This is a genomic window from Streptomyces vietnamensis (assembly GCF_000830005.1).
GTDB lineage: Bacteria > Actinomycetota > Actinomycetes > Streptomycetales > Streptomycetaceae > Streptomyces > Streptomyces vietnamensis.
The window spans coordinates 5,177,808-5,195,397 of the sequence record NZ_CP010407.1; the positions used below are offsets into that span (position 1 = coordinate 5,177,808).

Genomic DNA, 17,590 nt, shown 5'->3' on the forward strand with positions numbered 1-17,590 from the left:
GAGAGGGCGACTACTCCCGTACCCCGAAGCCCGCGCGCAGCGGCTTCGGCAGGAGGTCGTTGCAGGCCAGCTCGCCCGCGTGGGTCAGGGCGTCGTCGCGGCACTCGTAGAAGTCGCGGTAGACGATCTGCATGGTGAAGCCCACCGCGACGATCATCAGGGCCAGGCTCGCCGCGACGAGACCGCTGATCGCCGCCGTCCGCATCGAGCGGAGCGGAGCGGTCGCGGCGGACGCCCCCGCCGGCTGCCCCTCGGCGGAAGCCGCCCGGGGAGCCGCCTGGGCAGGGGACGGGGACGGGGCCTGGGGCTGTGATGTCGGCGACACTTCCCCCGCCGCCTTCGGCTTCGCGCGCAGCGAGCTGATCGCCCAGTAGAGGCCGAGGGAGCCGAGCAGCAGCGCCAGCTCCGGGATCTCGAAGATCGCGAAGAAGAAGCCCCACATGCCCGAGAGGATCGCGTACCGCGCCCGTCGCTGCGCCGGGTCCGTCGGGTCCCAGCGGATGCCCGGGCCCCGCCCGGCGCCGCCCTGTCCGGGGCCGCCCTCCGGCCCGCCCTGGCCGCCTCCCTGGCGCTCCGGTCCCCGGCCCCAGCCGTCCTGGGAGGGGCCCGGCTGGCGCGGGCTCCAGCGGCCGTCGGACGGCCCCGACGAGTCCGGGGTGCCGGACGTGTCGTCGTCCGAGCCCTCCGGTCGCCGCGGCTGCCACGGCTGATCCGGCCGGCCCTCGGGCGGCGGCGCGAACGGGTTGTTGTCGTCCGTGGACTGGCGTTCCGGCATCTGCTGAACGTCTTCCCTCTGTCGTCTCGACCACGGCCGCACCCGTGGTCTCCGCTGCTGTCTCGTGCTGTCTCGTCTGCTGCTCGTCCGCCGGGCCGTCCCCCGCCCGAACGGGCCCTGGTTCCCTGCCCGGTCCGGTGCGCGTCCGGCGTCGGACCCTGACGCTACCGCCCTGCTCCGCCCCCGTCCCGTGGGGGCCGTCCCCGTGTGCCGGTATCGTTGCTGACGGTCGAGCCATTCGTAGGGTTCCCCGTATCGAGGGGCACGATTCGTTCGTACGACCGCACAAACACCACGGAAAGAGTGACCCAGTGGCTGCCGCCCGCCTCGTCGTCCTGGTCTCCGGGTCCGGTACCAATCTGCAGGCCCTCCTCGACGCGATCGCCGCCGACCCCGAGGGATACGGCGCGGAGATCGTCGCCGTCGGCGCCGACCGCGACTCCATCGTCGGCCTGGAGCGCGCCGAGCGCGCCGGGATCCCCACCTTCGTCCGCCGGGTGAAGGACCACGCGACCCGCGAGGAGTGGGACCGCGCGCTGACCGAGGCCACCGCCGCGTACGAGCCGGACCTCGTCGTCTCGGCCGGTTTCATGAAGATCGTCGGCAAGGAGTTCCTCGCCCGCTTCGGCGGCCGGGTCGTCAACACCCACCCGGCGCTCCTCCCCAGTTTTCCCGGTGCCCACGGGGTGCGTGACGCCCTCGCGTACGGCGCGAAGGTCACCGGGTGCACCGTCCACTTCGTCGACGACGGTGTCGACACCGGCCCGATCATCGCCCAGGGCGTGGTCGAGGTGCGGGACGAGGACGATGAAGCCGCTCTGCACGAGCGCATCAAGGAAGTCGAGCGCTCGCTGCTCGTCGACGTCGTGGGGCGTCTCGCCCGGCACGGCTACCGCATTGAGGGACGAAAGGTTCATGTCGGTGAACACGGACACCGTTAAGCCCATCCGCCGCGCGCTGGTCAGCGTCTACGACAAGACGGGGCTCGAGGAGCTGGCCCGCGGTCTGCACGAGGCCGGTGTCGAGCTCGTCTCCACCGGCTCCACCGCCGGGAAGATCGCCGCCGCCGGGGTGCCCGTCACCAAGGTCGAGGAGCTGACCGGCTTCCCCGAGTGCCTCGACGGGCGCGTCAAGACCCTCCACCCGCGCGTGCACGCCGGCATCCTCGCCGACCTGCGCCTGGAGTCGCACCGCGAGCAGCTCGCCGAGCTCGGCGTGGAGCCCTTCGACCTGGTCGTCGTGAACCTCTACCCGTTCCGTGAGACGGTCGCCTCCGGCGCCACCCCGGACGAGTGCGTCGAGCAGATCGACATCGGCGGCCCGTCGATGGTCCGCGCCGCCGCCAAGAACCACCCGTCGGTCGCGATCGTCACCAGCCCCGAGCGGTACGCCGACGTGCTCGCCGCCGTCCAGGCCGGCGGCTTCGACCTGACCGCCCGCAAGCGGCTCGCCGCCGAGGCCTTCCAGCACACCGCCGCGTACGACGTGGCCGTGGCCTCCTGGTTCGCCGACGACTACGCCGCCGCCGACGACTCCGGCTTCCCCGACTTCCTGGGCGCCACGTACGAGCGCAAGAACGTCCTGCGCTACGGCGAGAACCCCCACCAGGGCGCCGCGCTCTACGTCGACGGCACCGGCGGCCTGGCCGAGGCGGAGCAGCTGCACGGCAAGGAGATGTCGTACAACAACTTCACGGACACCGACGCCGCGCGCCGGGCCGCGTACGACCACACCGAGCCCTGCGTCGCGATCATCAAGCACGCCAACCCGTGCGGCATCGCGATCGGCGCCGACGTCGCCGAGGCCCACCGCAAGGCGCACGCCTGCGACCCGCTGTCCGCGTTCGGCGGCGTCATCGCCGTCAACCGCCCGGTCTCCGTCGCGATGGCCGAGCAGGTCGCGGAGATCTTCACCGAGGTCATCGTGGCCCCCGGCTACGAGGACGGCGCGGTCGAGATCCTCGCCAAGAAGAAGAACATCCGCGTCCTGAAGGCCGAGGGCGCCCCGGCCAACCCGGTCGAGGTCAAGCCGATCGACGGCGGCGCCCTCCTCCAGGTCACCGACCGCCTCCAGGCCGAGGGCGACGACCCGGCGAACTGGACCCTCGCGACCGGCGAGGCGCTCTCCGCCGAGGAGCTCGCCGAGCTCGCCTTCGCCTGGAAGGCCTGCCGCGCGGTCAAGTCCAACGCGATCCTGCTCGCCAAGGACGGCGCCTCGGTCGGCGTCGGCATGGGCCAGGTCAACCGCGTCGACTCCGCGAAGCTCGCGGTCGAGCGGGCGGGCGAGGAGCGGGCGCGCGGCTCGTACGCCGCCTCCGACGCCTTCTTCCCCTTCCCCGACGGCCTGGAGATCCTCACGGCCGCCGGCGTGAAGGCGGTCGTCCAGCCGGGCGGCTCGGTCCGCGACGAGCTGGTCGTCGAGGCCGCGAAGAACGCGGGCGTGACGATGTACTTCACGGGCACGCGCCACTTCTTCCACTGACGGTAGGCGCCCCGTAGCGGCCCGTCGGCACCTCACCGGTGCCGACGGGCCGCTCCCGTTCCCGGGACCCTGCGACAAGGTCCGCCGAACGAGTGGACTCTGTTCTAATGGGTTGGCTCTTTTGTCGGCCGCCGGTAGTGGGGGACGTGGTGTTGGACGTACTGAACAGGCCCGCTGTCGAGTCCACCGACGCGGAGCCGTCCGACGGCCTCTCCCCGGCCCCGCTCCGCCCGTACCTGATCCTCGCGGGCGTCCTCTGCGGCCTGTACTTCCTGTACTCCTGGGTGCAGTACGCGCACTTCCGCACGCCCTCCTGGGACCTCGGGATCTTCGGGCAGTCGGTCCGGGCGTACGCCGAGTTCCGGGCCCCCGTCGTCGACATCAAGGGCCCCGGCTTCCCCATACTCGGCGACCACTTCAGCCCCGTCACCGCACTGCTCGCGCCGCTCTACTGGATCTGGCCCTCCCCGGCCTCCCTGCTCCTCGGGCAGGCCGCGCTCTTCGCCGCCTCCGCCGTCGTCGTCGGCCGCACCACCCAGCAGATCCTCGGCAGCCGCGCCGCCGGCATCGGCCTGACGATCGCGTACGGGCTCTCCTGGGGGCTCCAGGAGGCCGTCAAGTCCGACTTCCACGAGATCGCCTTCGCCGTCCCGCTGCTCGCCCTGACCTGCCGGGCCCTGCTCCTCGGGCGCTGGACCGCGGCCGCCGCCTGGTCCGCCCCGCTCGTCCTGGTCAAGGAGGACATGGGGCTCACCGTCGCCATGGTCGGCGCGGTCCTCTTCCTGAAGGGGCAGAAGAAGCTGGGCGCGGCCCTGGCCGGCTTCGGCACGGCCGCCTTCGCGCTGACGGTCCTCGTCCTGATCCCGGCGGCGAGCAAGCTCGGCCAGTACGACTACTGGTCCAAGATCGAGAAGACCGGCACGGGCGCCGACACCTCCTTCGGGCAGATCGTCGCCGACGCCCTCGGCTCCGGCGAGCGGTGGGAGATGGTCTTCTACCTGTTCGCGATCACCGGCTTCCTCGCCCTGCGCTCCCCGCTGGCCCTGCTCGTCCTGCCGACCCTGGGCTGGCGCTTCCTCTCCCAGGACCCCAACCACTGGGGCATGCACTGGCACTACAGCGCGATCCTGATGCCGGTCGTCTTCCTGGCCCTCGTGGACGGCGTCCGCTCGGTCCGCACCTCGCCGCGCGCCTGGCTCGTCTCGTACGGGAAGGTCGTGGTCCCGGTCGCGACGGCGGTCGCGCTCGTCCTCGCCGCGAACCTGCCGCTGCGGGAGCTCCTCAAGTCGGAGACGTACCGGACGGACAGCCGGACCGTGGAGGCGCGGGCAGCGGTCGACGCGGTGCCGGACGGGGCGAGCGTCGAGGCGGACGTCCCGCTCCTCGCCCACCTCACGGCGGACCACCGGGTCTACTGGGTGGGCACGTCGAAGGGCGCCACCCCGGACTATCTCGCCTTCGACCTGCGCGGCTGGGGGCAGCAGGTGTCGGATCCGGCGCAGCTGGCCGCGCAGCTGCACCCGGAGGCGCGGTACGAGATCACGTACCGCTCGGACGGCTTCGCGGTCCTGAAGAGGCGGTAACGGCCACGGGCCGCCCGGTGTGCACCGGACGGCCCGCGGAGCGGCAGCGGCAGAGGATCTGCCGGAGCGTTACTTCTTGATGACGAGCGTGCCGGCGGCACGGTCGTGCCAGCCCTGCGTCTTGCCCGTGCTGTCGAAGAACGGGGACAGGAAGACCAGGATCGCGCCGATGTAGCAGAGGAGGGCACCGACGGTCGGGATGATCCAGCGGATGAAGCCGCCGCCGAGACCCGGCTTGCCGCCCGTGTTCTCCTTGACGACGCGCAGGCCCAGGGCCATCTTGCCGAGCGTGGCGCCGACGAAGGCGACCATCAGCCACTCGTAGAGCATGGTGGCGAGGAACAGCAGGAAGAACACGCCGATGAGGGCGGCGAACATGCCGCCGACCGCCTCGGCCTGGTCGTTGAGGCAGGTCTGGTACGCCGAGGACATCGGGTCCAGGCCGGTGCAGTCGTCGACGCTCTTGGACGCGCCCACCACGCCGGCCAGGCCGATGGCCGACAGGATCCAGTACACGATGGCGATGGCGACACCGTCGATCAGGCGCGCGCCGAACCGCAGACCCATCGAGGCGACCTGCACGGTGCCGAGGCCGTGCACGTTGATGTAGCCGTTGTTGGCCTGGATGGTGCCCGGCGCCTGCGGGTACGCGCCCGGCTGCTGCTGCGGGTAGCCGTAGCCCTGCTGCGGGGGAACGCCCTGCGGGGCCTGCTGCGGGTAGCCGTAACCGGGCTGGCCCTGCGGGGGCTGCTGGGGCTGCTGGCCGTACGGGTTGTTCGGGTCACCGAAGCTCATGTGGGGCTTTCCTCCGTTGCGGGGACGACGCGGTCACGCGGAGGAAACATGGTTGTTCTGTGGTGCGCCCCCCGGCAGTGCCCGCGGCACTGTTCGGCCCCCATCGTCATAAGTGGCGCATAAGTTTGTCCAGCCGGAATGCAGATGTGTTGTAGGACAGCAACGCGCCGCCGCCGGTTCCGGAGGCGTCCGGATTGGAACATGGGCAGGGTCATCCGGGAGGATAGCGGCATGAGCGCCCAGATTCTCGATGGCAAGGCCACCGCAGCCGCGATCAAGTCCGATCTGACCGTCCGTGTGGCGGCCCTCAAGGAGAAGGGCATCACGCCCGGCCTCGGCACGGTCCTGGTCGGCGACGACCCGGCCAGCCAGAAGTACGTCGCCGGAAAGCACCGCGACTGCGCGGAGGTCGGCCTCGCCTCCATCCAGCGCACCCTGCCGGGCACCGCCACCCAGGAGGAGATCGAGGCGGTCGTACGGGAGCTCAACGAGGACCCGGCCTGCACCGGTTACATCGTCCAGCTGCCGCTGCCCAAGGGCATCGACGAGAACCGCATCCTGGAACTGATGGATCCGGCCAAGGACGCGGACGGTCTGCACCCGACCAACCTCGGCCGGCTCGTCCTCAACGAGCCCGCCCCGCTGCCCTGCACGCCGAACGGCATCGTCACCCTGCTCCGCGCCCACGGCGTGGAGATCAACGGCGCCGAGGTCGTGGTCGTCGGACGCGGCGTCACCATCGGGCGCCCGATGCCGCTCATCCTGACCCGCCGCTCCGAGAACGCCACCGTGACCCAGTGCCACACCGGCACCCGGGACCTCTCGGCGCACCTGCGGGGCGCCGACATCATCGTCGCGGCGGCCGGTGTCCCGCACCTCATCAAGCCCGAGGACGTGAAGCCGGGCGCGGCCGTCCTCGACGTCGGCGTCTCGCGCAACGGCGAGGGCAAGATCGTCGGCGACGTGGACCCGGGCGTCGCCGAGGTGGCCGCCTGGATCTCCCCGAACCCCGGTGGCGTGGGCCCGATGACCCGTGCGCAGCTCCTCGTCAACGTCGTCGAGGCCGCCGAGCGCGCGGCCGCGGCGCTCTGAGGTGACCTCCGGGACGCCGGGGGTGCCCGGCAGTCCGGACGAAGCCGCGTCGCGGGCCGGAGGAACGACGCCCGCCGTGGACGGTTCCCAAACCGCGCACGCCGCGGGCGGTTCCCAAACCGCGCACGCTGCGGGTGGTCCCCAAGCAGCGCCTGCCGCAGGCGGTTTCAAGCGTCCGAAGCCCACCGTCGTCACCGCCGGGACCGCGCGCCCCGAGGGCGGCCGCCGGGCCGCCCCCGGCGACGCCCCGGCGCCCGCCCGCCAGTGGCCGCTGCTCACCGTCCTCGTGCTCGCGGGGCTCGGTCTGCTCGTGGTGGGGACGGATCCCTTCCCGCAGTCCTTCCGGGTGGGGGCGATCCTGGTCGGGGCCGCGCTCCTCGCGGGCGCGGCGATGCGCCGGGTGGTGCCGTCCGTCGGCATGCTGGCCGTCCGCTCCCGCTTCACGGACGTGATCACGTACGGGGTGATGGGCGGCCTGATCGTGCTGCTCGCACTCATGGTCCAGCCGGGGCCGTGGCTGCGGATCCCGTTCCTGGAGGACGTACTCCACCTCACGGTGACGTAGCCCGTCGGCCTTTCGGCTCGTGAAGTGCGGCGCCCGCCCTCTCCCCCGTGGGAGGGCGGGCGCCGTCATGATCCAGGGTCATGTACGTGCCAAGGTCGGTTCAAGCTCCGTCGGCGCGCTGTGGCACGGAAGTGACCATTCCGCTACGTCGGTTCCGCACTCGCCGGGCGTCCCGGAACCTCCCGGACGGGCGCCCCGGAACCTCCCCGGACGGGTGGCAGTGAGCCGGACCACAAGGGGATGGGGATTCGCGGGGGTCCGGGTCGGATAGCCTGACCGCTGGATATCTCTTCACGTCGAGACACCGACCGATCACGTGATCGATCGTCGATCAGGGGAGCTGTCCAGCACCAGGGGCAGGGACCCCCACCGCCAGCTGTCTTACGGAGATCGCCATGACCCGCACTCCCGTGAATGTCACCGTGACCGGCGCGGCCGGCCAGATCGGCTACGCGCTGCTCTTCCGCATCGCCTCCGGCCACCTGCTCGGCGCGGACGTGCCGGTCAAGCTGCGCCTCCTCGAGATCCCGCAGGGCGTGAAGGCCGCCGAGGGCACCGCCATGGAGCTCGACGACTGCGCGTTCCCGCTGCTCAAGGGCATCGACATCTTCGACGACCCGAACAAGGGCTTCGAGGGCGCCAACATCGGCCTGCTCGTCGGCGCCCGCCCGCGCGGCCCGGGCATGGAGCGCGGCGACCTGCTCGCCGCCAACGGCGGCATCTTCAAGCCGCAGGGCGAGGCCATCGCCGCCCACGCCGCGGACGACATCAAGGTCCTGGTCGTCGGCAACCCGGCCAACACCAACGCCCTGATCGCCCAGTCCGCCGCCAAGGGCGTCCCGGCCGAGCGCTTCACCGCGATGACCCGCCTGGACCACAACCGCGCCCTGACGCAGCTGGCCCAGAAGACCGGCTCCTCGGTCGAGGACATCAAGCGCCTCACCATCTGGGGCAACCACTCCGCGACCCAGTACCCGGACATCTTCCACGCGCAGATCGCCGGCAAGAACGCCGCCGAGATCGTGAACGACGAGGCGTGGCTGGCCGAGCAGTTCATCCCGACCGTCGCCAAGCGCGGCGCCGCGATCATCGACGCCCGTGGCGCGTCCTCCGCGGCCTCCGCCGCCAACGCCGCCATCGACCACGTCTACACCTGGGTCAACGGCACCGCCGAGGGCGACTGGACCTCCATGGGCGTCCCGTCCGACGGCTCCTACGGCGTCCCGGAGGGCCTGATCTCCTCCTTCCCGGTCACCTGCAAGGACGGCAAGTACGAGATCGTCCAGGGCCTGGAGATCAACGACTTCTCCCGCGCCCGCATCGACGCCTCCGTGCAGGAGCTCGTCGAGGAGCGCGACGCGGTCCGCGAGCTCGGCCTGATCTGAAGCTGAGTCCGGCTTCATAGTCCCGGCGCCCCCGGGCCGTACGACCGACCGTACGGCCCGGGGGCGCCGTTTCATGTGTCCTCAGAGGCCGTTCGTCTCCCGGAGGCTCGTCGCCAGGGACGTCACGTCCTCCAGGGCCCGCACAAGCAGGCCGTCCCCGAAGGTGATCCTGGTGGCACCCAGGCGGCCCAGTTCCGGGAAGGACGGGCCGCCCCGTACCGCCAGCGCGTTGACCGGCAGGTCGCCGAGGGCGGCGCGCAGGGCCGGGAGGTCGGTGGGCGGGGCCGCGATCGGGTAGACGCAGTCCGCGCCCGCCGACGCGTAGAGCCCGGCCCGGGCGATCGCCTCCGCCAGGGGGTCGGACGCCCCGCGGATGTACACGTCCACGCGCGCGTTGACGAAGAGTCCGGAGCCCGCCGCGGCCCTCACCTCCGCCAGCCAGTCCGCGTGCGCCTGCGGGTCCTTGAGCGCCCGGTCGGGGCCGCTGTCCTCCAGGTTGACGCCGACCGCCCCGGACTCCCGCACCCGTTCGACCAGTTCGGCCGCCGGAAGGCCGTAGCCGCCCTCCAGGTCCGCCGTGACGGGTACGGAGACGGCGCGGACGATCCGCGCCACCGCGGCGAACATCTCCGCCGCCGGGGTCGCCCCGTCCTCGTACCCGAGGGAGGCCGCGATCCCCGCGCTCGGCGTGGCGAGCGCCGGATGTCCGGCCGCCTCGAAGGCGCGGGCGCTCGCCGCGTCCCACGGGCCGGGCAGCACGAGCGGACCGTCGGCGGGCCGGTCCCGGTGGAGGGCCCGGAACGTCTCGGCGCTCATGCGGGGCGCGGGGTGTAGTGGCCGGGCGTCATCCGGGTGGTGACGCCGATCCGGTTCCAGGCGTTGATCGTGACGATCGCGGCGATGACCCGGGCGAGCTCGGTCTCGTCGAAGTGCGCGGCGGCCTTCGCGTACACCTCGTCGGGGACGAAGCCGTCGGTGAGGACGGTGACGGCCTCGGTGAGGGCGAGCGCGGCGAGCTCGCGCTCGGTGTAGAAGTGCCGGGACTCCTCCCAGGCGGCCAGCTGCACGATCCGCTCGATGCTCTCGCCCTCGGCCAGCGCGTCCTTGCTGTGCATGTCGATGCAGAACGCACAGCGGTTGATCTGCGAGGCCCGGAGCTTGATCAGGTGGTACAGGGTCGGGTCGATGTCCTTCGCGGCCGCCGTCTCCAGCCGGATCATGGCCCGGTAGAACTCGGGGAGGTGCTCGGCGAGGGGCATGCGGGGTGCGTGCTCGTGGGCGTACTGCTCGGTGAGTGCCGTCGTCATGCCGTCCACCGTACGAAGCCGATGGCTCAGCGGTATGGTCCATTTCCATGGCGAACGAGTGGGCCAGTTTCGGGGCCGACCTCCATCTGGAAGTCCGCGGCACCCGGCTCCGCGCGGGCCTCATGGACGCCCTGCGGGAGGCGGTCCGCAGCGGGCGCCTGGAGGCCGGTACGCGGCTGCCGTCCTCCCGCCAGCTCGCCGCCGACCTCGGCATGGCCCGCAACACCGTCGCCGACGCGTACGCCGAGCTGGTCGCCGAGGGCTGGCTCACCGCCCGGCAGGGCTCCGGGACCCGCGTCGCCCGCCGGACCGCGCCCCGCGCGCCGGAGCTCTCCGGCCCGCCGTCCCGCACGCCCGCGCCGTCGTTCCCCAAGCTCTCGGCTTCGCTCGAGCAGGGGAGACCCCATTCGCCGCACCCGTCGGCCCCGCCGGCCGGTACGGGCCGGCCCGCCGCACCCGTGCACAACCTCAACTCCGGCACCCCCGACCTCGCCTCCTTCCCGCGCGCCGACTGGCTCAAGGCGTACCGCCGGGCCCTCACCGACGCCCCCAACGAGGCCTTCGGGTACGGCGACCCGCGCGGCAGGCCCGAACTGCGCGCCGCGCTCGCCGAGTACCTCGCCCGCGCCCGGGGCGTGCACGCCCGGCCCGAGCGGATCGTGATCTGCGCGGGCTTCGTGCACGGCCTGATGCTGATCGGCCAGGTGCTGCGGGCCCGGGGCGTACGGGACGTGGCCGTCGAGTCGTACGGGCTCGGGCTCCACGACGACCTCCTGAGAAGGGCCGGACTCGGCACGCCCGTCCTGGCCTTCGACGAACACGGCACGAGGACCGAGGAGTTGGCCGCCCTCGACGGGTGCGGCGCGGTCCTCATGACGGCCGCCCACCAGTACCCATTGGGCGGCGCCCTGCCCCCGGACCGGCGGGCGGCGGTCGTCGACTGGGCGCGGGCCTCCGGCGGCTTCGTCCTGGAGGACGACTACGACGGGGAGTTCCGCTACGACCGGCAGCCGGTCGGAGCCCTCCAGGGCCTCGACCCCGAGCGCGTCGTCTACTTCGGCACCGCGAGCAAGTCCCTCGCGCCCGGCCTCCGCCTCGCCTGGATGGTCCTGCCGAAGGGCCTGGCGACGGAGGTGGCGGCGGCGAAGGGGGACGTGGACTGGTCGTCGAGCGCGCCGGACCAGCTGGCGTTCGCGGAGTTCCTGCGCTCGGGGGCGTACGACCGGCACGTACGGGCGATGCGGCTGCGCTACCGGCGGCGCCGCGACCAGCTGGTGGCGGCCGTCGCCGCGCACTCCCCGGAGACCCGGGTCAGCGGCATCGCGGCCGGCCTCCACGCCGTCCTGGCCCTCCCGCCCGGCACCGAGCAGGCCACCCTGCGGGCCGCCGCCTGGCGCGGCCTCGCCGTCCAGGGCGTCAACCAGTTCCGCCGCCCCACGGTGCCGCCCACCCTCGACGGCCTCGTCGTCGGCTACGCCACACCTCCGGACAGCGGCTGGCAGGGCGCCCTCCGGGCCCTGTGCGGCGTACTGCCCTGAGGGCTCACGCGGCCGGTCAGGACGGGGCGATCGTCTCCGGGGAGGGGACCGGGGCCGGCGCCTCGCCGAAGCGGGCCAGGGTCAGGGAGCCCGCCACCGCCACGGCGAAACCGAGGATCGCCAGCCAGTTGAGCCCCTCCCGCGTACGGTCCCCGAGCCAGGCCACCCCCACGATCGCGGGGCCGATCGTTTCTCCCAGCACCGCGCCCGCCGTCGCCGTGGTCACCGAGCCGCGCTGGAGCGCCGAGGTCAGCAGCATGAACGCGGCCCCGCCGCCGACGAGGAGCGCGTACCAGACGGGATCGGTGAAGTCGATGCCGTCGATCAGCCGGACCGCGATCTCCACCACCCCGAAGCCGAAACCCGCCCCGAGACCGAGGACGAGCGCCCGGGACCGCGCCGGCAGCCGGCCCGCCGCCATGCCGAGCAGCAGGACCCCGAAGGAGATCCCGAGCAGCGCCCAGCGCAGCGCCTCCGAGACGTCCCGGTGGCCCTCCTTGCCGGAGGCGAGCGCCAGCATCGCGAGCCCCGCGCAGACCACGGCGACGGCCGCCCACTCCACCCGGCTCAGCCGCACCTTGAGGACACGGGAGGCGATGACCGCCGTGACCGCCAGACTCGCGGCGAGCGCCGCGCCCACCACGTAGATGGGGAGCGTCCGCAGCGCCACGATCTGCAGCACGAAGCCCAGGCCGTCCGCCCCGAGGCCGGCCAGATAGCGCCACTGCCTAAGGGCCCGCCACATCAGCGCGACGTCGACGCCGCCGCCCGTCCCCGGCTCGGCGGCACGGGCGGCCATCGCCTGGAGGACCGAGGCCGCGCCGAAGCAGACGGACGAGGCCAGCGCACAAATCATCCCGAGTAGCACGAACCGACTCTAGGGCGTGCGGCCGGAAATCAGAGGCCGGAAATCACCGGCCTACACTGTGCGGTCGCGGCGCGTTCGCGAGGGCGAAGGGGAGGCGACGGACATGCGGAAGCTGAGGTCGAGCACGGTGGTGCTCGGCGGGATGGGCGTGCTCGCGGCGACGATCACCGCGTGCGGTTCGGAGCCGGACAAGCGGTGCGTGGACCCGCTGACCCGGGAGGAGCTGCCCAGCTACCGCTGCGAGAGCGGCGGCGGGAGCGACGGCAACAGCAGCACCCGCGGCTCGTACTACTACGGCGGCACCGTACGCGACCGCAAGGTGAGCGGCGGCAGCTTCGACAAGACCGCCGTGGACACCGGCGGCTTCGGCTGCTCCGGCACCGGCGGCGGCTGAGGCGGGCCGGCGCGCACCATGGAACGCCACACCATCGAGCCCAGGCCCGGCTGGCAGCAGACGGTCGAGGAGCAGGGGCTCGTCTACCCGCTGACCCGCTACCCGGACGGTTCGCTGCGCCCGTACTGGGACGAGAGCGCGTACTACTCCTTCTCGCTGCCCGAGGTCGAGGCCCTGGAGGAGGTCGTCGAGGAGCTGCACGCCCTGTGCCTGGCGGCGGCCGAACACATCGTCGAGCAGAACCGTTTCGCCGAGCTCGGGATCACCGACCCGAAGCTGGCGGGCCTGGTCGCCGAGTCCTGGCGGCGCCGCGCCGAACTCCCCTCCCTGTACGGCCGCTTCGACCTGCGCTACGACGGCACCGGCCCGGCCAAGATGCTGGAGTACAACGCCGACACCCCGACCTCCCTCGTGGAGGCCGCGAGCCCGCAGTGGTTCTGGATGGAGGAACGGTTCCCCGGCGCCGACCAGTGGAACTCCCTCCACGAGCGGCTCGTCGACGCCTGGAAGCGCCAGGCCCATCTGCTCCCGCCCGGCCCCCTGCACTTCGCCCACTCGGACGGCGACGAACTCGGCGAGGACCTGATGACGGTCGCGTACCTGCGCGAGACCGCCCAGCAGGCCGGGATCGACACCGAGATGCTCTCCGTCGAGCGGATCGGCTGGGACCGGCTCTCGCGCCGCTTCGTCGACGACCGGCTCCGCTTCATCCGCAGCTGCTTCAAGCTCTACCCGTGGGAGTGGCTGACCACCGACCGCTTCGGCCGGCACGTCCTGGACACCCTCGACAACGGCGGCGGCACCGGCACCACCTGCTGGATCGAGCCCGCCTGGAAGATGCTGCTCTCCAACAAGGCGCTCCTCGCGATCCTGTGGGAGCTGAACCCGGGCCACCCCAACCTGCTGCCCGCCCACCTCGACGGGCCGCGCGAACTCGCCGCCACCACCGGCTGGGTCGCCAAGCCGCTGCTCGGCCGCGAGGGCGCGGGCGTCACCCTGCACGAGGCCGGCACGGAGCCCTTCGTACGGGACGGGGAGGCCTGCTGCTACCAGGAGCTGGCCCCGCTGCCCGACTTCGACGGCAACCGGGTGGTGCTCGGCGCGTGGGTCGTCGAGGACGAGGCGGCGGGGCTCGGCATCCGGGAGTCGGCGGGCCTCGTCACCGACGAGTACGCCCGCTTCCTCCCGCACGTGATCCTGTAGCCGGGGCTGCTCGGGCCTCCTCGGGCCTACTCGGGGACGTACTCCCGCAGCGGCGCCGGCTTCAGGCCCGCCGCCTCCGCCGCGTCCAGGGCCCGCTTCAGGTCCTGCGCCACCGTCTCGTTGAAGTGCAGCAGGATGATGTCGCCGGCCTTGAGCCGCGGGGTCGGCGGGGTCCACTGGCCCCAGGTCGTCAGGTCGTACGTCCACGTGACCAGCGCCTTCGCCCCGCACTCCCGCGCGGTGGTCCGGGTGGTCGCGTCGTACGTGCCGTACGGCGGGCGCAGCAGCCGCGGTCCGTCGCCGAACTGCGCGAGGTGCTGCTCGCGGGCCCCGCACACCTCCGCCTTCTGCCCGGCGGCGTCGAGGGTGGTCAGGTCCGGGTGGTCGACGGTGTGGTTCTCGACGCGGGAGCGGCCCTGGTCGAGCAGGGTGTGGAAGTAGCCGGAGTCGTACGAGTACGCCCCGGGCAGCAGGAAGAGCGACGCGGGTACCCGGCGGTCGAGCAGCAGCCGCGCGGCGGCGGGATCGTGGTACCAGCCGTCGTCGATCGTGATGAAGACGACCGGGTCGGTGGTCTCCACGTGGGAGACCACCGGGACGGGCTCGGGCCAGGCCGCCTCCGGGGCGGCGTGCGCGGGTCCGGTGAACGCGCCGAGGAGCGCGAGCGGGACGAGGGCGGCGAGCGCGGCACGCACGGCGTGACGCAGACGGAGTCTCGGCATGGCGGCATCATTGGCCTAGACCAAGTCCGGTGTCAATGAGTCGAGTTGACGGCTCGCCACCCCCTCCAAACGGACGCCGTCAGTCCGACAAGACCCCCCGCAACTGCTCGAGACCCCAGTCCAGGTCCTCCTTGCTGATCACCAGCGGCGGAGCGATCCGGATCGTCGACCCGTGGGTGTCCTTCACCAGGACCCCCCGCTCCATCAGCCGCTCCGAGATCTGCCGGCCCGTGCCCTTCGACGGCACGATGTCCACGCCGGCCCACAGCCCGCGCCCGCGCACCGCCTCCACCGCGCCGCCGCCCACGAGCAGCCCCAGCTCCGCGTGGAGGTGCTCGCCCAGCTCCGCCGCCCGCTCCTGGAACTCGCCCGTCCGCAGCATCGCGATCACCTCCAGGGCCACCGCGCAGGCCAGCGGGTTCCCGCCGAACGTCGACCCGTGCTCACCCGGCCGGAAGACCCCGAGGACGTCACGGTCGGCCACCACCGCCGACACCGGCACCACCCCGCCGCCCAGCGCCTTCCCCAGGACGTACACGTCCGGCACCACGCCCTCGTGCTCGCACGCGAACGTCCGCCCCGTCCGGCCGAGCCCCGACTGGATCTCGTCCGCCATGAACAGCACGTTCTTCCGGCGGGTCAGCTCCCGCACCCCCGCCAGATAGCCGGCCGGCGGGACCAGGACCCCCGCCTCGCCCTGGATCGGCTCGATCAGCACGGCCACCGTGTGCGCGGTGACCGCCGCCTCCATCGCCGTCAGATCCCCGTACGGCACGATCTCGAAGCCCGGCGTGTACGGCCCGTAGTGGTCGCGCGCCTCGTGGTCCGTCGAGAAGCTCACGATCGTCGTCGTCCGGCCGTGGAAGTTGTTCGCCGCCACCACGATCTTCGCGTGCCCGTCCGGCACGCCCTTCACCTCGTACCCCCACTTCCGGGCGGTCTTCACGGCCGTCTCGACCGCCTCCGCCCCCGTGTTCATCGGCAGCACCGCCTCCTTCCCGCACAGCTCCGCGAGCTGCGCGCAGAACTCGGCGAACCGGTCGTGGTGGAAGGCGCGCGAGGTCAGCGTCACCCGCTCCAGCTGCGCCTTCGCGGCGTCGATCAGACGCCGGTTGCCGTGCCCGAAGTTGAGCGCCGAGTACCCGGCGAGCATGTCGAGATAGCGACGGCCCTCGACATCGGTCATCCAGGCGCCGTCCGCCGAGGCGACGACGACCGGAAGGGGGTGGTAGTTGTGAGCGCTGTGCGCGTCCGCGGAAGCGATCGCGTCTTCTGTCCTCGACACGGGATCTCCGTTCGTCCTGCGGCTCGGGGGGTGGCTCGTCCCCAGGGGGCTGTGGCCCCTTTCTTATCGTCGCTCGGATGCCGGACAGGGAAACCTCGGCGACGGCGCGCCAGCTACCCTGGAAACACGCACGGCGACTGGCGTACGGGGAAGCGACCCCGGGGAAGCCGCGCGCGCTCCACCACACGAGGTGCCGCTCGCCTGGGCATCACGGGCCCCCGGTCCCGTGCGCACCTCAGCCCCGGGACCGTTCCGCCGAACGCCCGGAGGACACCACCATGACCGCACCGCAGCAGCACCCCGCACTCACCGCCGCCGACCCCGAGCTCGCCGCCCTCGTCGGCGCCGAGGAACGGCTCCAGGCCGAGACCCTGCGCCTCATCCCCAGCGAGAACTACGTCTCCGCCGCCGTCCTCGAAGCCTCCGGCACCGTCCTCCAGAACAAGTACAGCGAGGGCTACCCCGGCCGCCGCTACTACGAGGGCCAGCAGAACATCGACCAGGTCGAGACCCTCGCCATCGAGCGCGCCAAGGCCCTCTTCGGCGTCGACCACGCCAACGTCCAGCCCTACTCCGGCTCCCCGGCCAACCTCGCCGTCTACCTCGCCTTCGCGAAGCCCGGCGACACCGTCATGGGCATGGCCCTGCCGATGGGCGGCCACCTCACCCACGGCTGGGGCGTCTCCGCCACCGGCACCTGGTTCCAGGGCGTCCAGTACGGCGTGCGCAAGGACAACGGGCTCATCGACTTCGACCAGGTCCGCGAGCTCGCCCTCAAGGAGCGCCCGAAGGTCATCTTCTGCGGCGGCACCGCCCTGCCCCGCACCATCGACTTCGCCGCCTTCGGCGAGATCGCCCGCGAGTCCGGCGCCGTCCTCGTCGCCGACGTCGCCCACATCGCCGGCCTCATCGCCGGCGGCGCCCACCCGTCCCCGGTCGGGCACGTGGACGTCATCTCCACGACCACCCACAAGACCCTCCGCGGCCCGCGCGGCGCCATGCTCATGTCCACCGAGGAGCACGCCAAGGCCCTCGACAAGGCCGTCTTCCCCGGCCTCCAGGGCGGCCCGCACAACCAGACCACCGCCGCCATCGCCGTCGCCCTCCGCGAGGCCTCCCAGCCCTCCTTCCGCGACTACGCCCACGCCGTCGTCGCCAACGCCAAGGCCCTCGCCGAGGCGCTCCTCGCCCGCGGCTTCGACCTGGTCTCCGGCGGCACCGACAACCACCTGATCCTGATCGACCTCACCCCCAAGCAGGTCCCGGGCAAGATCGCCGCGAAGGCCCTCGACCGGGCCGGGATCGTCGTCAACTACAACACCGTCCCTTACGACCCCCGGAAGCCCTTCGACCCCTCCGGCATCCGCATCGGCACCCCGTCCCTCACCTCCCGCGGCCTGACCGTCGCGCACATGCCGCAGGTCGCCGAGTGGATCGACCGCGCGGTGGCCGCCGCGGGCACGGGCGACGAGGAGACCCTCGCCGCCGTCCGCGCGGAGGTCGCCGACCTGATGGCCGCGTTCCCGGCCCCGGGCCTCCCCGTCTGACGCACCGGCGTCCGACCCGCCCCCCGCTCCTTCGGGAGCGGGGGATTGTG

Annotated in this window: 17 protein-coding genes and 1 riboswitch; of the genes, 10 read left to right on the forward strand and 7 right to left on the reverse strand. The window is 72.6% G+C overall.

Annotated elements, in window-relative coordinates; all coding sequences use genetic code 11:
* Positions 1-10 precede the first annotated feature (10 nt).
* Positions 11-775 (reverse strand): hypothetical protein, encoded by a 765-nt coding sequence (locus SVTN_RS23365; RefSeq protein WP_052499265.1) that lies wholly within the window; start codon positions 773-775, stop codon positions 11-13.
* Positions 776-1,086: 311 nt separating this feature from the next.
* Here SVTN_RS23365 and purN point away from each other — a divergent pair, with 311 nt between their 5' ends.
* From purN to SVTN_RS23380, 3 genes are all read left to right on the forward strand, one after another.
* A complete protein-coding gene (gene purN, locus SVTN_RS23370; protein WP_041130851.1) occupies positions 1,087-1,716 on the forward strand; it encodes a phosphoribosylglycinamide formyltransferase in 630 nt (209 codons plus the stop codon).
* Positions 1,691-3,256 (forward strand): bifunctional phosphoribosylaminoimidazolecarboxamide formyltransferase/IMP cyclohydrolase, encoded by a 1,566-nt coding sequence (gene purH, locus SVTN_RS23375; RefSeq protein WP_041130852.1) that lies wholly within the window; start codon positions 1,691-1,693, stop codon positions 3,254-3,256. Before purN ends, purH begins: the two co-directional genes overlap by 26 nt.
* A 107-nt stretch (positions 3,257-3,363) precedes the next feature.
* On the forward strand, positions 3,364-4,839 hold the full coding sequence (locus tag SVTN_RS23380; protein ID WP_425428998.1) for a DUF2079 domain-containing protein: 1,476 nt from the start codon (positions 3,364-3,366) through the stop codon (positions 4,837-4,839).
* A gap of 69 nt (positions 4,840-4,908) precedes the next feature.
* On the opposite strand, the gene SVTN_RS23385 is transcribed toward SVTN_RS23380, so the two are convergent.
* Positions 4,909-5,634, reverse strand: coding sequence for an RDD family protein (locus SVTN_RS23385; protein WP_041130853.1), 726 nt, complete (start codon positions 5,632-5,634; stop codon positions 4,909-4,911).
* Between the two features lie 231 nt (positions 5,635-5,865).
* Between SVTN_RS23385 and SVTN_RS23390 the strand changes: the two genes are divergently transcribed.
* The 3 genes from SVTN_RS23390 to SVTN_RS23400 all read left to right on the forward strand — a co-directional run bounded on the left by SVTN_RS23390 (position 5,866) and on the right by SVTN_RS23400 (position 8,676).
* On the forward strand, positions 5,866-6,726 hold the full coding sequence (locus SVTN_RS23390) for a bifunctional methylenetetrahydrofolate dehydrogenase/methenyltetrahydrofolate cyclohydrolase (protein ID WP_041130854.1): 861 nt from the start codon (positions 5,866-5,868) through the stop codon (positions 6,724-6,726).
* Position 6,727: 1 nt separating this feature from the next.
* The gene (locus SVTN_RS23395; RefSeq protein WP_041130855.1) at positions 6,728-7,291 is read left to right on the forward strand and encodes a DUF3017 domain-containing protein; all 564 of its coding nucleotides are present in this window, start codon (positions 6,728-6,730) and stop codon (positions 7,289-7,291) included.
* A 395-nt stretch (positions 7,292-7,686) separates the two neighbouring features.
* Positions 7,687-8,676 (forward strand): malate dehydrogenase, encoded by a 990-nt coding sequence (locus tag SVTN_RS23400; RefSeq protein ID WP_041130856.1) that lies wholly within the window; start codon positions 7,687-7,689, stop codon positions 8,674-8,676.
* Positions 8,677-8,757: 81 nt separating this feature from the next.
* Here SVTN_RS23400 and SVTN_RS23405 read toward each other — a convergent pair whose 3' ends face one another.
* Both SVTN_RS23405 and SVTN_RS23410 read right to left on the reverse strand, forming a co-directional pair.
* Positions 8,758-9,492, reverse strand: a complete 735-nt coding sequence (locus tag SVTN_RS23405) for an isocitrate lyase/PEP mutase family protein (protein ID WP_041130857.1) — start codon at positions 9,490-9,492, stop codon at positions 8,758-8,760.
* Positions 9,489-9,983, reverse strand: coding sequence for a carboxymuconolactone decarboxylase family protein (locus tag SVTN_RS23410; protein WP_041130858.1), 495 nt, complete (start codon positions 9,981-9,983; stop codon positions 9,489-9,491). The genes SVTN_RS23405 and SVTN_RS23410 overlap by 4 nt, the downstream gene beginning before the upstream one ends.
* Positions 9,984-10,030: 47 nt before the next feature.
* On the opposite strand from SVTN_RS23410, the gene pdxR reads away from it, so the two are divergent.
* Positions 10,031-11,521 (forward strand): MocR-like pyridoxine biosynthesis transcription factor PdxR, encoded by a 1,491-nt coding sequence (gene pdxR / locus SVTN_RS23415; RefSeq protein WP_041130859.1) that lies wholly within the window; start codon positions 10,031-10,033, stop codon positions 11,519-11,521.
* A gap of 16 nt (positions 11,522-11,537) precedes the next feature.
* Here pdxR and SVTN_RS23420 read toward each other — a convergent pair whose 3' ends face one another.
* Positions 11,538-12,377 (reverse strand): DMT family protein, encoded by an 840-nt coding sequence (locus SVTN_RS23420; protein ID WP_041130860.1) that lies wholly within the window; start codon positions 12,375-12,377, stop codon positions 11,538-11,540.
* A 115-nt stretch (positions 12,378-12,492) separates the two neighbouring features.
* On the opposite strand from SVTN_RS23420, the gene SVTN_RS23425 reads away from it, so the two are divergent.
* Entirely contained in the window at positions 12,493-12,783 is a 291-nt protein-coding gene (locus SVTN_RS23425) for a hypothetical protein (protein ID WP_041130861.1), read from the forward strand.
* 18 nt (positions 12,784-12,801) lie between these two features.
* The gene (locus SVTN_RS23430) at positions 12,802-13,986 is read left to right on the forward strand and encodes a glutathionylspermidine synthase family protein (protein WP_041130862.1); all 1,185 of its coding nucleotides are present in this window, start codon (positions 12,802-12,804) and stop codon (positions 13,984-13,986) included.
* A 26-nt stretch (positions 13,987-14,012) separates the two neighbouring features.
* Here SVTN_RS23430 and SVTN_RS23435 read toward each other — a convergent pair whose 3' ends face one another.
* Positions 14,013-14,708, reverse strand: coding sequence for a polysaccharide deacetylase family protein (locus tag SVTN_RS23435; RefSeq protein WP_041130863.1), 696 nt, complete (start codon positions 14,706-14,708; stop codon positions 14,013-14,015).
* 79 nt (positions 14,709-14,787) lie between these two features.
* Positions 14,788-15,993, reverse strand: a complete 1,206-nt coding sequence (gene rocD / locus SVTN_RS23440) for an ornithine--oxo-acid transaminase (RefSeq protein ID WP_041130864.1) — start codon at positions 15,991-15,993, stop codon at positions 14,788-14,790.
* A gap of 123 nt (positions 15,994-16,116) precedes the next feature.
* A riboswitch (ZMP/ZTP riboswitch) is annotated at positions 16,117-16,207 on the forward strand.
* Positions 16,208-16,271: 64 nt separating this feature from the next.
* On the opposite strand from rocD, the gene SVTN_RS23445 reads away from it, so the two are divergent.
* A complete protein-coding gene (locus tag SVTN_RS23445) occupies positions 16,272-17,540 on the forward strand; it encodes a serine hydroxymethyltransferase (RefSeq protein ID WP_041130865.1) in 1,269 nt (422 codons plus the stop codon).
* The last annotated feature ends 50 nt before the right edge of the window (positions 17,541-17,590 follow it).

Coding starts and splice junctions, on each gene's coding strand:
- SVTN_RS23365 (WP_052499265.1), bottom strand. CDS start 775: ATGCCGGAACGCCAGTCCACGGACGACAACAACCCGTTCGCGCCGCCG.
- purH (WP_041130852.1), top strand. CDS start 1,691: ATGTCGGTGAACACGGACACCGTTAAGCCCATCCGCCGCGCGCTGGTC.
- SVTN_RS23380 (WP_425428998.1), top strand. CDS start 3,364: ATGGGTTGGCTCTTTTGTCGGCCGCCGGTAGTGGGGGACGTGGTGTTG.
- SVTN_RS23385 (WP_041130853.1), bottom strand. CDS start 5,634: ATGAGCTTCGGTGACCCGAACAACCCGTACGGCCAGCAGCCCCAGCAG.
- SVTN_RS23390 (WP_041130854.1), top strand. CDS start 5,866: ATGAGCGCCCAGATTCTCGATGGCAAGGCCACCGCAGCCGCGATCAAG.
- SVTN_RS23400 (WP_041130856.1), top strand. CDS start 7,687: ATGACCCGCACTCCCGTGAATGTCACCGTGACCGGCGCGGCCGGCCAG.
- SVTN_RS23405 (WP_041130857.1), bottom strand. CDS start 9,492: ATGAGCGCCGAGACGTTCCGGGCCCTCCACCGGGACCGGCCCGCCGAC.
- SVTN_RS23410 (WP_041130858.1), bottom strand. CDS start 9,983: ATGACGACGGCACTCACCGAGCAGTACGCCCACGAGCACGCACCCCGC.
- pdxR (WP_041130859.1), top strand. CDS start 10,031: ATGGCGAACGAGTGGGCCAGTTTCGGGGCCGACCTCCATCTGGAAGTC.
- SVTN_RS23420 (WP_041130860.1), bottom strand. CDS start 12,377: ATGATTTGTGCGCTGGCCTCGTCCGTCTGCTTCGGCGCGGCCTCGGTC.
- SVTN_RS23425 (WP_041130861.1), top strand. CDS start 12,493: ATGCGGAAGCTGAGGTCGAGCACGGTGGTGCTCGGCGGGATGGGCGTG.
- SVTN_RS23430 (WP_041130862.1), top strand. CDS start 12,802: ATGGAACGCCACACCATCGAGCCCAGGCCCGGCTGGCAGCAGACGGTC.
- SVTN_RS23435 (WP_041130863.1), bottom strand. CDS start 14,708: ATGCCGAGACTCCGTCTGCGTCACGCCGTGCGTGCCGCGCTCGCCGCC.
- SVTN_RS23445 (WP_041130865.1), top strand. CDS start 16,272: ATGACCGCACCGCAGCAGCACCCCGCACTCACCGCCGCCGACCCCGAG.